The 13153-nt window shown below is 63.6% G+C and carries 9 protein-coding genes and 3 pseudogenes; 11 read left to right on the top strand and 1 reads right to left on the bottom strand.

The genetic code is table 11. From position 1 onward, the window contains the following. Nucleotides 1-114: 114 nt before the first annotated feature. The 8 genes from LE197_RS35220 to LE197_RS36990 are packed head-to-tail and all read left to right on the top strand — an operon-like array spanning nt 115 to nt 7658. On the top strand, nt 115-1260 hold the full coding sequence (locus LE197_RS35220; protein WP_023123315.1) for an acyl-CoA dehydrogenase family protein: 1146 nt from the start codon (nt 115-117) through the stop codon (nt 1258-1260). A gap of 2 nt (nt 1261-1262) precedes the next feature. Then, nucleotides 1263-2321, top strand: coding sequence for a CaiB/BaiF CoA transferase family protein (locus tag LE197_RS35215; protein ID WP_226033812.1), 1059 nt, complete (start codon nt 1263-1265; stop codon nt 2319-2321). 11 nt (nt 2322-2332) lie between these two features. Further along, nucleotides 2333-4009, top strand: a complete 1677-nt coding sequence (locus tag LE197_RS35210; RefSeq protein WP_226033811.1) for a long-chain fatty acid--CoA ligase — start codon at nt 2333-2335, stop codon at nt 4007-4009. A gap of 28 nt (nt 4010-4037) precedes the next feature. Beyond that, nucleotides 4038-5219, top strand: coding sequence for a thiolase family protein (locus LE197_RS35205; protein ID WP_121380346.1), 1182 nt, complete (start codon nt 4038-4040; stop codon nt 5217-5219). Between the two features lie 11 nt (nt 5220-5230). Further along, nucleotides 5231-6016, top strand: a complete 786-nt coding sequence (locus LE197_RS35200) for an enoyl-CoA hydratase/isomerase family protein (RefSeq protein WP_226033810.1) — start codon at nt 5231-5233, stop codon at nt 6014-6016. Between the two features lie 30 nt (nt 6017-6046). After that, a complete protein-coding gene (locus LE197_RS35195) occupies nt 6047-6829 on the top strand; it encodes an SDR family oxidoreductase (protein ID WP_023123320.1) in 783 nt (260 codons plus the stop codon). 33 nt (nt 6830-6862) lie between these two features. After that, nucleotides 6863-7234 carry an enoyl-CoA hydratase/isomerase family protein gene (locus LE197_RS36995; protein ID WP_230965136.1) on the top strand — a complete coding sequence of 124 codons (372 nt, stop codon included), beginning with the start codon at nt 6863-6865 and terminating at the stop codon, nt 7232-7234. Between the two features lie 31 nt (nt 7235-7265). Further along, nucleotides 7266-7658, top strand: coding sequence for an enoyl-CoA hydratase/isomerase family protein (locus LE197_RS36990; protein WP_253279287.1), 393 nt, complete (start codon nt 7266-7268; stop codon nt 7656-7658). Between the two features lie 47 nt (nt 7659-7705). On the opposite strand, the pseudogene LE197_RS35185 reads toward LE197_RS36990, so the two are convergent. After that, nucleotides 7706-9244 (bottom strand): annotated as a pseudogene (locus tag LE197_RS35185) (DUF3363 domain-containing protein); the annotation flags it as partial. A 138-nt stretch (nt 9245-9382) separates the two neighbouring features. Between LE197_RS35185 and LE197_RS35180 the strand changes: the two are divergent. From LE197_RS35180 to LE197_RS35170, 3 genes and pseudogenes are all read left to right on the top strand, one after another. Further along, nucleotides 9383-10925: pseudogene (locus LE197_RS35180) on the top strand (IS3 family transposase). A 59-nt stretch (nt 10926-10984) separates the two neighbouring features. Then, nucleotides 10985-11491, top strand: a complete 507-nt coding sequence (locus LE197_RS35175; protein WP_124084233.1) for a hypothetical protein — start codon at nt 10985-10987, stop codon at nt 11489-11491. Nucleotides 11492-11614: 123 nt separating this feature from the next. After that, nucleotides 11615-13078 (top strand): annotated as a pseudogene (locus LE197_RS35170) (UvrD-helicase domain-containing protein); the annotation flags it as partial. Between the last annotated feature and the right edge of the window lie 75 nt (nt 13079-13153).

Here is a 13153-nt window from a genome sequence, read left to right as displayed (position 1 = left end):
CTTGCAGGGGCCAATTATTACGATTGTCGCATCCCCCAAAGCACTTCGGCAGTGGCGCTGTGCGGAACGCCCGGCGCGGGGTCATAAGCCAACATAATACAAGGAGACACGCTCATGCTGCCACAGCTGTATCGCCACGCCTGGATGGACGGCGAGATCGACGCCTTTCGCGAGCAGGTGCGCCGCTACGTTGCCGCCGAATTTACTCCCCAGCTCGACGAATGGCGCCGCCAGGGCTACATCCCGCGCGAGGTCTGGCGTCCGTTCGGCGAGATGAGCTTTCTGCTGCCCGAGATGCCCGAGACCTATGGTGGTGCCGGCGCCAGCCTCGCCTACCAGCTGGTGGTGCAGGACGAACTGGCCAAGGCCGAGATGCCGGTCAATATCGCGGTGCACACCATCGCTTCGCATTACATCCTGGACTTCGGCACCGAAGCGCAAAAGCAGCGCTGGCTGCCCAAGGTGACGAACGGCGAGATGCTGGCCGCAATCGCGATGACCGAGCCGGGCTGCGGCTCGGATCTGAAGGCCATCTCCACGCGGGCCCGGCGCGACGGCGACCACTACGTGATCGACGGCGCCAAGACCTTCATCACCAACGGCTTCACCGGAAACCTGCTGATCGTCGCGGCGCGCACCAGTGGCGCGGGTAGCAAAGGGGTGTCGCTGTTCGTATTGGAGACCGAGAACCTGCCAGGCTTTCGTGTGGGCCGCCTGCTTGAAAAGATCGGCATGCAGGCCTCGGACACGGCGGAGCTTTTCTTCGACAGCGTGCGCGTTCCAGCCGACCAACTGCTGGGGGGCGTTGAAGGCCAAGGCTTTGGGCAACTAATGGGCGCGTTGCCCTACGAACGCATGGTCATTGCAGTGCCGGCGGCGGCCGTCATCGACCGGGCGTTGGAGCTCACCATCGAATACACGAAGCAGCGCAAGATATTCGGCGCGCCTCTGTTCGACATGCAGACAACGCGCCAAAAGCTGGCCGAGATGGCGACCATCGCGCATGTGGTGCGCAGCTTCGTCAACGACTGTACCCAGCGACTGCTGGACGGCACACTCGACAACGAGGCCGCCTACATGGCCAAGTGGTGGTGCACCGAACAGCAGTGCCGCGTGGTGGACGAGTGTCTCCAATTGTTCGGCGGCTACGGCTACATGGCCGAGTACCCGATCGCGCGGATGTATGCCGCTTCGCGAGTGCAGAAGATCTACGGCGGTGCCAACGAGGTCCTGAAAGACCTGGTTTCGAGGAAGCTGTGAACATGCCGCACACGTCGCACACGCTGCAGTTGCCGCTGCACGGCGTCCGTGTGGTGGAGTTTGAGGGCATCGGTCCAGGCCCTCTGGCCGCCAGGATGCTGGTCGACATGGGCGCCGAGGTGATCGCGCTGGCACGGGCCGAGCAGGCTGCTGGGGCGCAGCGGCTGGGCGGGACGGTGGAGAACCCGCTGCACCGCGGTAAGAAGGTGGAGGTCATCGACCTGAAGTCGCCCGGTGGCAAGGCGCGCGCACTGGAGCTGATTGCCCAGGCCGACGCCCTAATCGAAGGCTTTCGCCCCGGTGTGATGGAACGACTGGGCTTCGGCCCCGCCGCATGCGCGGCGCGCAACCCCCGCCTGGTTTACGGCCGGATGACGGGCTGGGGCCAGGACGGCCCGCTCGCCCAGACCGCGGGCCACGACCTGAACTACGTCGCCCTGACGGGCCTGCTGTCGCTGTCGGCGCACAGGGGGCAGGCGCCCATCGTGCCGCCCTCGGTACTCGGGGACGGTGCCGGGGCGCTGGGCATGGCTTTTGGCATCGCCTGCGCGCTGGTCGATGCACGGGCCACCGGCCGTGGCCGGGTTGTGGACGCAGCCATCGTCGACATCGTGGCCATGCTAGGCACGCTGGTGCACTGGATTCGCGCCAACGGGCAGATCGACGGCGCACAGCCGAGCCCGTTCCACGATTCGCCGTTCTATGACGTGTACGTCTGCGCCGACGGCGGCTTCATCAGCCTCGGCGCGATCGAGCCGCCGTTCTACGCATTGCTGCTGTCCAAGTTGGGCCTGGCGGACGTGAACCCTGCAGACCAGTACGACACGGCGGCGTGGCCAGCGCTGAAGGAGCGCATCGCGGCCCTCATCCGCACCCAGCCCCAGGCGCACTGGTGCGCGCTGCTTGAAGGCAGCGACGCCTGCTTTGCGCCCGTGCTCAGTCTGGCCGAGGCGGTGCGGCATCCGCACAACGCTGCAAGGGGCATCTACCAATTGAGCCCCTCGGGCGCTATCGACGCAGGCCCGGCCCCGCGGTTCCAAGCACTCGATGCAACCACCTAGGAGACAAGCAATTGACCAGCACCGTCCAGTCCACAAAGCCCATTCGCGGCTGCCCGTCCACCACGGGCAACGAGCGCCAGCTCAACACCACCACGCTCATCCGGCACGCTGCGCGCACCCACGGGGACCAGGAGATCGTCTACCGCACACCCGATGGCGGCTGGGATCGCTACACCTATGCCGATTGCTACGCGCGCGTCTGCCGAAGCGCCAATGCGCTGCGCGCGCTCGGCGTTGCACCGGGCGATCGGGTCGGTATCCTGGATTGGAACAGTCGGCGCCACTTCGAGTTGTACTGGTCCATCCCCGGCCTGGGCGCGGTCATGCTGCAGATGAACTTGCGCCTGGGCGCCGAGGATCTGGGCTACGTGGTCGACCACAGCGAGGTGTCCTACGTTTGCGTGGACGAAACATTACTGCCCATTGCCGAATCCGTCGCGGCGAATTCGCCCCAGATCAAGGGCTGGATCGTCATGACTGACAAGCCACTGGACCAGATCAAGACCACGCTGAAACCGCTGCTGCACTACGAAGACCTGCTGGCCGCCGCCGACACGAAGATCGACTGGCCCGAAATCGACGAAACGTCGGCCTACAGCGCCTGCTACACCACCGGCACCACGGGCAAGCCCAAGGGTGTGTACTACTCGCACCGCGGCATCTACCTGCACTCCACGGCCATGGCCACCAATCTGGGAATGACGCTGAACGACTGCGTCATGCTCATCACGCCCATGTTCCACGGGCAATGCTGGGGCCTGCCGCAGGCCGCCACGCTGCTCGCCGACAAGATCGTGCTGCCGGGCCGCTACGTTGCCGAAGACACGAAGCCGCTGGTCGATGCCATGATCGCCGAGGACGTGACGGTCACCAACGGCGCACCGGCCATCTTCCAGCCCATGCTGCATTACATCGAGACGCTGCCGGTCAAGCCGGACTTCAGTCGCATGCGCATGCTGTCCGGCGCCTCCGAGCCGCCGCTGTCGATGATGATCGGTTTCTACGACCTCACGGGTGCCGAGGTGGTGCATGCCTACGGCGCCACAGAAGCCACAACGCTGGTGACGATGAACCGCCTCAAGTCCACGCTCAAGAAGCGCCTGACCAAGGACGAGCGGTGGAACCTCAAGCGCAAGCAAGGCCTGGTTCTGACCGGGGTGGACATCCGCATCCTCGATGCCGACGACAAGGACTTGCCACACGACGGACAGTCGGCAGGCGAGATCTGTCTGCGCGGCCCCTGGATAACGGTCAGCTACCACGACATGCCCGATTCCGGAGACCGCTTCCTTGAGGGCGGATGGTGGCGCTCGGGCGATGTTGGCACGGTGGACGAGAACGGCTACCTCAAAGTCACCGACCGCATCAAGGACGTGATCAAGAGCGGTGGCGAATGGATTTCTTCCATCGACATGGAAAACCTGCTCATGAGCCACCCGGCCGTACGCGACGCCGCGGTGGTCGGCATTCCCCATGCGAAGTGGCAGGAACGGCCGCTGGCCCTGGTGGTGCTGAGGCCGGGCCAGCAGGCGACCCAGGAGCAATTGCAGGAACACCTAACCAGCGCCTTCGCCAAGTGGCAGTTGCCAGACCAGATTCTGTTTGTCGAAGCCATCCCCAAGACCAGCGTTGGCAAGCTCGACAAGAAGCGCATCCGCATCGAGCATGCGGGCCGCTACGCTGAGTGAGCCAACCTTTTTGCACCAGGAGAAGAACATGAATAACCATGAACCCGTCATAGTCGGTGCGTTGCGTACACCCGTGGGCAAGCGCGGGGGGCGCCTGCAGAAATGGCACCCCGTCGATCTGTTGGGCGAGACGCTGCGCCAGTTGGTCGAGCGCTCCGGCATCAACCCCGCCGATCTGGACGATGTGATCGTCGGCTGCGTGCTGCAATGGGAGCAACAGCACGGTAACCTGGGTCGTCATGCCGTATTGGCGGCGGGGCTGCCCGAATCCGTCCCGGCGGTGACGGTTGACCGGCAATGCGGCTCCGGCCAGCAGGCGGTGAGCTTTGCCGTGCATGGCATCCAGGCGGGCGCTTACCAACTGGTCATTGGTGCCGGGGTTGAGTCGATGTCGCAGGCCCCAATGCCGCCGTCGTTCAAGCCCGGCGCGCCGCTGGGCTCGCAATACAGCCCGCGTGAGCTGGCGCGCTACCAGGACAACCCGCTGATACCGCAAGGCACTTCGTCGGAGTTGATGAACAAGCGCTTCGGCCTCACGCGCGAGGCCCTGGACGCGTTCGCCGTGCGCAGCCATCAGCGCGCCACCGAGGCGACGCAGGCCGGCCGCATCAAAGATCAGCTGGTGCAGCTGACCGAGGATCCGGCCGACCCGAACAGCCCGATCGTCGCTGCCGACGAAGGCGTGCGCGCCAACCCCGACCCCGAGAAGATGGCCACGCTCAAGCCGGTGTTTGCCGCCAACGGCACCACCACCGCCGGCAACTCGTCGCAGGTCAGCGATGGTGCCGCCGCGCTGCTGATTGCCAGCCGCGCTTATGCCAAGCAGCACGGCCTGAAGCCGCGTGCGCGCTTCGTCAGCACCGCCGTGGCCGCCGCCGATCCGGTGATCCAGTTCACCGCCGTGCTCGATTCCACCCGCAAGGCACTGAAGGAAGCGGGCCTGAGCATCAACGACATCGATCTGTTCGAGGTCAACGAGGCCTTCGGCGGCGTGCCGCTCATGTTCCAGCAGGAATTCGGCGTCCCGGACGACCGCCTCAACGTCAACGGCGGCTCGATAGCCATCGGCCATCCGCTGGGCTCCACCGGCGCGCGGATGCTCACCGACCTGCTGTACGAGCTGGAGCGCCGGGGTGGTCGCTATGGCCTGCAGACCATTTGCGAGGCCTCGGGCACGGCCAACACCACCATCATCGAGCGGCTGGCATGAGCGGGGCCAACATGAGCGAATCCAGCGAAGTGCTCGTCAGCCGCGAAGGCGCCATCGTCACCTTGACCATCAACCGCCCCCGTGCAAAGAACAGCTTGAACCGCGCGGTATTCGATGGCCTGCGCGCGCAGCTTGCGCAACTGCGCGACGACGATGCCGTGCGAGCCGTCATCATCACCGGCGCCGAGGGCGTGTTTTGCGCCGGAGCTGACATCACGGCGTTCGAGGTGCTGCGCGCCGCGCCGCTGCTGGGCGATCGCGCAGCGACGGGCTGGGACTTCTTTTCGGAACTGGGGAGCTTCCCCAAGCCCGTCATTGCGGCGGTGGAAAAGGTCGCGCTGGGCGGCGGCATGGAACTGGCGCTGGCCTGCGACATCGTGATCGCCGGCGAGTCAGCCAAGTTTGGCGTGCCGGAAGTCAAGCTGGGCGCCATTCCCGGTGCCGGCGGCACCCAGCGCCTGATCCATGCCATCGGCAAGTCCAAGGCGATGGCTCTGCTGCTGACCGGTGATTTCATCGACGCCCGCAAGGCCTGCGACGTCGGCATCGTCGCCGAAGTGACGGCTGACGGCCAGGCCCTGCCGACGGCGTTGGCGATGGCCAGCCGGATTGCGGCCAATTCGCCGCTGGCCGTGGCGCTCGCGAAAGATGCGGCCTTGGCCAGCTTTGAAACTCCGCTCGCGCAGGGCCTGGAGCATGAGAAGCGCAATTTCTTCGTCGTTTTGCGTTCGGCCGACAACCTGGAAGGGCAAGCGGCATTCCTGGACAAGCGTGCCCCCAACTTCACTGGCCAATAACGCCTGTCTGTCATCTATCAAGGAAAAACCATGAAACTGAATTCCGACATTTCTGCCGTCATCACCGGGGGGGCTTCCGGTCTGGGAGCTGCCACGGCCCGGCTCTTGGCCAGCCACGGCGTCAAAGTCGCCATCTTCGACATGAATGAAGCCGTCGGCCAGGCGTTGGCAAGCGAGCTTGGCGGCGTTTACTGCAATGTGGACGTGACGTCCGAGGAGCAGGTGGACGCAGCCTTCGCCAAGGCCCGCGCCGCGATCGGGCAGGAGCGCGTTCTGGTCAACTGCGCCGGCACGGCCGACGCCGTCAAGACTGTCAGCCGCGACAAGAAAACCGGCGAAATCCGCCCATGCGCGGCAGATCGTTTCAATCGCATCATTCAGATCAACCTGGTGGGCAGCTTCCGCTGCATCGCCAAGTCAGCTGCGGGCATGTTGACGCTCGCGCCGCTGGCCGATGGCGACCGCGGCGCCATCGTCAACACCGCTTCGGCCGCCGCGCAGGACGGCCAGGTCGGCCAGGCCAGCTATGCGGCCAGCAAGGCAGCCATCGTGGGCATGACCCTGCCAATCGCGCGCGACATGATGGACGAAGGGATCCGGATCAACACCATCATGCCGGGGATCTTCGGTACACCGTTGCTGCTGGGCCTGCCGGACAACGTCAAACAGGCGCTGGCGGCCAGCGTGCCCTTTCCCAAGCGTTTAGGCGACCCCGATGAATTCGCGCAGGCCGTCGAGTTTCTCGTTACTTGCGGCTACATGAATGCCGAGTCCATTCGTGTGGATGGTGCCATTCGCATGGCGCCGCGCTGACGCTGAAATTTTGATCAATCAGGGAACGTCAGCATGCCTGGAAATCCGGTAATTCTCGAAAAGAATGGTGCCGTCGCGACCATAACACTCAACTCGCCAAAAAAAATGAATGCGTTGAGCACGTCGGTCGTAAACGTGCTCGCTGGTGTCATTGCAGATGTCGAACGCGATGGCTCGATTCGAGCTTTGCTGCTGCGCGGCGAGGGCCGGATGTTCAGTTGCGGAGGCGACATCGAAGAAATGGTGGCCGCAGGCGATGCGTTGTCTACCTTGGTCGATGACGAACTGAGAGTGGCCGAAAGCATGATTCCTCAATTCGCCAGCCTGCCGTTCCCGGTAGTCTGCGCCGTACAAGGCGCGGTAGCCGGAGGCCGGAGGCGGTCTCGGGCTTGCCTTGGCCTCTGACTACCTGATTGCCGCAAGTGGGACGAAGTTTGTGGCGGCCCATACCGGCCTCGGATACGCGGGGGATTTCGGCATCAGCTGGCTACTTCCACGCGCAGTGGGTGGACGACGCGCACGAGACATGATCTTGACCAATCGCGTAGTCAGTTCGGACGAGGCCTTGGCCTGGGGATTGGTCGAGAAAGTGGTTCCTGGCGAGAGCCTGCTGGGCGAAGCGCGGCGTATGGCGGTGCAATTTTCGGTCGGACCAACGCAAGGTTATGCGGGCGCCAAGCGCCTGCAACTCGCTGCCTTCGAGAGTGATCTGGCGACCTCATTGAGGCTGGAGGCGGCCGAAATGAATCGAGCCTCGAAAACCACAGATTCGCTGGAAGCGGTTCACGCGTTCGTCGCAAAGCGAGTCCCGCAGTTTGCCGGACGCTGAACGGCTGTAGACGCATCCGGTCGGTAGGTGCTCAATCGCTGCTGGCGTCAGGTAACGGATAAACCCTGCTGCCGTCGGATTTGCCAGGATAGGGTGCCACCATGTACCTGCCCAGAAATCAGCATGCCGAGTCGTTGTTCGATGACCGGCGTCCATGGCACCAAGCTGAACCCCATACCATCATCGAGCATGGCAAAGCGGCCACTGGCGAGCATGAGGCTGCGCCGGTAGATGCCGGTCACGCGCTGGCCATCGGCCGCCAGACGGTGTTCCAGCCCGGTTTCGGTGGCAATATCCTTGGCAGCCCGAATCACATCCCGATCGCGTAGTGTCGCCAATAGATTGCGCGCGAGGATTACGCGCTGCCCGCGCCGCTCTGCCAGCCCCTGTTCGGCCAGGAATTCGGCGCGCTGCTGCATCGCCTGGTTGACCTCGCTGCCAAAGCCCAGGTTGCCCAGGCCCGAGCCGCCGCCGATCAACTGCTGGTCGAGCCAGGTGGCTCCGATCACGCGGGCCTGCCGCTCGATGGGCAGGTGCGATTTCAGCTCCACCGCCACGCCGCCCAGGCGCTGCGCATCGTAGCGACGGCCCTGCTCGGGCAAGTCGTCCGGCACCTTCCATAGCCCCTCGGCCACCCGTTCCACGATACCGGCACGGCGCAAGGCTTCCAGCCGGCGGACGTGGGACGCGACCACTTCCTGCGGATCGCGGCCGGGCACGGCCTGACCCTGCGCGATGGCAAGGTGGTGGTCGGTGCGGTACAGGCCATCGCTCGCCAACGCGGCGATGTTCTTGTCGGCCGCGCGCACGTCAGCCGATCTCCTTGCCTCCACCACGGCGCCGGTCGGATAGTTCGCCAGCTCGTCGCGGGCGTTGAGCGCAACGTAGTGGGCCTTGCCGTCCACGCCGTCGATGACCAGATAGCCCCGGTCGTGCAGTTCGTCGGCCAGCCCCTTCGCGGCCACGCGGCCGAGGATGGTTCGGCCATCGTCCCCAGGCTCGAACACCGCCAGTTCGCGTGGCTCGCCGCGCATGGCCCGCTGCATGGTGCGGATGATGTCGCCGCGCTCGCCCAGGGCGCGCAGGGTCTTTTCCGCATCGTTGTGGACGGTCCACGTGCCGGGCTGGGCCTCGTCGGCCAGGCCCAGGCGCTGCAAACGCTGCAACCTGCCGATCAGCAGCAGACGCTGGCGTTGCAGTCGGGGTTCGTTGAGCCGTTCGACATGCACCATGCCATCGTCGCCGGCCTCGCGCTTCAAGGTGCGATCCAGGCTCGTCCACCGCTCCTGATCCACCTCGCGCCGCAAGGTCTGCTGGATCTCCAGCTCGGTGCGCGGCCCCAGCCATTCGGTCGCCAGTTCGGCGGCGCGATGGCGGAACCCATCGGCGATGTAGTCGCCCGCGATGATGAGGTCTTTGCCGGTGTCGTCGCGCCCGCGCACGACGATGTGCGTGTGCGGGTTGTCGGTGTTCCAGTGATTGACGGCCACCCAATCGAGGCCCGTGCCAAGGTCGGCCTCCATGCGACCCATGAGGTGCCGGGTATAGGTGCGCAGGTCTTCCAGCTCCGCGCCATCTTGGGGGTTGGGGAGCAATGGAACTGAAAACCAACGTAAGCCGAATTAGAGTTCGTTTTACTCGTCAGCGACTGCCCGCCGCGTCAGGATAGTTGTCGTGTGAGTTGATTCGATGAGTCTTGGTCGGTGGGCGGAAGTGAGAGCCGTGTGGCGCGTTATTCGATAGAGCATCGGGAGTGGGTGGTGCGGCAGATGATGCCGCCCTTGAACCGGACGGTGCCGGAGCTGGTGGAAGCGACAGGCATTACTGATGCCACCCTGTATGCTTGGCGCAAACAGGCCAGAGCAGCGGGAGCAGTGGTGCCGGGAGATGGACAGCAGGCCGACCAGTGGTCGAGCCAGGACAAGTTTCGGGTGGTGCTGGAAAGCGCCAGCCTCAATGCGGCTGAGCTGGCGGAGTACTGCCGGCGCAAAGGCCTGTATGTCGAGCAGATCAACGCCTGGCGCGAAGCCTGCGAGCAGGCCAACAGCCTGGCTCAGCCGATCAAGACCCGGCGCGAACGCGAAGAGGAAAAGGCCGCGAAGAAGCGCATCAAGCAGCTGGAGCGTGAACTGCGGCGCAAGGATGCGGCGCTGGCAGAAACCGCGGCTCTGCTGGTGTTGCGAAAAAGCCGAGGCGCTCTGGGGAAGGACGAGGACGAATGATCAGCGCCCCGGATCGCCGTGAAACGCTGCAGTTGATCGAGGACGCCGTGGCGGCGGGAGCGCGGCGGGCGCAGGCCTGCGCCGAACTGGGCCTGTCGCTGCGCAGCCTGCAGCGCTGGCAGCACTGCCCGGAGGATCGGCGTCCTTCGGCACAGCGAGCTGAGCCGGCCAACAAGCTGACCCCGCAAGAGCGCCGCCGCGTGCTGGAGGTCGCCAACCAGCCCGAGTTTGCCAGCCTGCCGCCGCAGCAGATCGTGGCGCGGCTGGCCGATCAGGGCACCTGGCTGGCCTCGGAGTCGACCTTTACCGGTTGCTGAAGGACGCCGAACAGCAGCATCCACGCGGTCGTAGCCGCCCACCGGTGAAACGAGCGCTGACGACCCATGTGGCCGACGGCCCGAACCAGCTGTGGTGCTGGGACATCACCTGGCTGCCGACCACGGTCAAGGGCCGTTACTTCTACTGGTACATGATCAAGGACGTCTACAGCCGGAAGCTGGTGGCCAACGAGGTGCATGAAAGTGAAAGCGCCGAGCAGGCCGCCCAGCTGCTACGCCAGGCCTGCCTACGTGAACAGCGGGCAGGCCAGCCGCTGGTACTGCACTCGGACAACGGCAGCGCGATGAAGGGCTCGACCATGCTGGCGGCCATGCAGAACCTGGGTGTGATGCCCTCGTTCAGCCGCCCGCGGGTGAGCAATGACAACGCCTATGCCGAGGCCTTGTTCCGCACGGCGAAGTACTGCCCGCTGTGGCCGGAGCGGCCCTTCGACACGCTGGAGCAGGCCAGGAACTGGGTGAACAGCTTCGTGGCCTGGTACAACCATGAACATCGCCACAGCGCCCTGAAGTTCGTGACCCCGGCGCAGCGACATACTGGCCAGGCGGAAGAGTTGCTGCGCAAGCGTATCGAGCTGTACGAGGCGGCGCGTGCACGGCACCCGGAGCGCTGGAGCGGCAACATCAGGAACTGGGTGCTGGCACCAATCGTGTGCCTGAACCCGGAGCGGGAAGCGGTACTGCAGCAAACATCAAAGGCAGCGTGACACGCTCACGCGACAACTACCTTGAAAATCGCCGACTGCGAATTAACGAACTTTGATTCGTGAGAAAGGTTTATTGCACTGATTTTCGGGTGTTGGTGACCTTTCCTCGCGATAGCGGAAACGGTTTCATAAAACGGTCGTTTTTCGAAACTATCCAGACGTTGCAAGGGTTTGCGGGGCAGCGACTGAGCTTAAGTGCACTTTCTGTTCCGTTGCTCCCCCAACCCCGGATACAAATCTGGGGAGAATTTCGCTGGGCAGAAATGCTGCAAGTGCAAGCACGATCTGTTGCCCGACACAGGGAGTCACCGGCAGGCCCGCAGACTGGCGTTTTTCTTTACGAACGGCCAGGTACCGCGCCAGTATGGGTTGCTGTCTGGTACGAGCTGCTGGACGATGGTTCACGCCGCAAGCGCAGCAAAGGTTTCAGCTTCGGCACACCCAGAGCAAAATTCTCAACATCAGAACAGGCAGAGGCAGCGGCAATTGAGCGCCGAAATCTTGAGGAAGCACGTTGGTATAGTACGGTCGGTGTTCGTGAGCAGCGCCGTGTCAGTACGCTCTGACTTACAGCCATCGCCTAGCCAACTGTCAATGAATCCTTGACAGTTGGCCTTCATGGCCCGTCCGCAGCAGTTGGGTTCCCTCCAGTGTGAGGCATAGTTGTTCTCATATCTGGAGGTGATCCAATGTCTTTCGCTTATACGCACGAACAACTGCCAGCAATCAACTCGCTGGCCCGCCTGGTCAAACTTGTGGCTTTCGCCGGTACCGGTAAGACCACAACGCTAGTTGGCTACGCTCAGGCGCGACCGAATAAGCGCATCCTGTACCTGTGCTACAACAAGAGCGTCGAAATCGTCGCCAGGGAAAAGTTCCCTCTTCATGTGACGTGTAAGACCTCCCACGCGATGGCCTTTGGGCCGGTGGGTTCCAAGTACCAACACAAGCTCACAGGCAACCTGCGGCTGACCGATATCGCCCGTGCCATATCCAGCCAGAGCTGGGATTTCGTCCGCGCCGTTCAGGACACCCTGAATGCATTCCTCGCCAGTGCCGATGACTGCATTTCCATGGACCATGTGCCTTCGAGCCGGCTCAAGAACGAGCGCATGAAACGCGCGGCGGAAAAGATCGTCTCAAGTGCTGAGCATGTGTGGGGCCGGATGCTCGATGTGCGGGACGAATCGGTGCAGATGACCCAGGACGGTTACTTGAAGGCTTACGCGCTCTCCAGGCCCGATCTCTCAAGCCGCTTCGATATTGTTATGTGTGACGAGGCTCAAGACGTAAATCCACTGCTGGCCGGCTTTCTCGCTGACCAGGCGCGCTACGGAATGGGCGTGGTTGTATGCGGCGACGGCCACCAGATGCTCTACCGATTCCGGGGCGCGGTTGATGCGCTTGACGCAAACTGGCTCGACCAGGCGGAAACCCACTACCTCACACAAAGCTTCCGCTTCGGTCCTGCCGTGGCAAAGGTGGCGAACATGATTCTGCATTTCAAGGGGGAGTCGCGCCCGCTGGTAGGCCTTGGTGAGCCTACCCGCGTGACCAAGACTCTGCCTGTGGATCTGGAGCACCGCGCTGTGCTCTGCAGGACAGTCATCGGCGTGATCGAGACAGCCCTGATCGCACAGGCCAAAGGAGACAAAATCTTCTGGGCAGGCGGCATCGACAGCTACCACCTGCAAGACATTGAGGATCTGCATTCGCTTTCCAAGGGTCGAAGGGAGCTGATCAAGAACAAGCGGTTGCTGCAGGAATATCCTGATTACGACCTCTACGACGAGGTGGCGAACGAGAGCCAGGATAGCGAAATGCTTCGCACCATTCGGGTTGTGACGCAGTACAAGCACAACCTCCCCGAGTTGTTCGACAAGCTTCGCCGCACGGCGGTAAAGGACGAGCTAGAAGCCAGCTTGACCGTCAGCACCGCTCACCGGGCCAAGGGGCTTGAATGGGACGCTGTAGCCCTGAGTGACGACTTCAGCTTCGAGCCGTTCCACCCGGAGAACACCCGCGAGAAGTTCGAGGACGAAATGAACCTGCTGTATGTCGCCTGCACACGAGCGATGAAGGTGCTGGCGATCAATGGCCCGGTGCTTGAAATCATGGGGGAATTTGTTGGGCGGCGAGACGGAACGCGCCCAGCCGGTGGTCGCGCACGCCCCGGCGCCCTTGCCCAGAGCGAACGGGGACTCGCCGCGGCGCTCGGCCTAGCTGCG

Origin of the sequence: Pseudomonas sp. PS1(2021), assembly GCF_020405165.1 — a bacterium.
GTDB lineage: Bacteria > Pseudomonadota > Gammaproteobacteria > Pseudomonadales > Pseudomonadaceae > Pseudomonas > Pseudomonas aeruginosa.
This window is presented reverse-complemented; position numbering and strand designations above follow the sequence as displayed.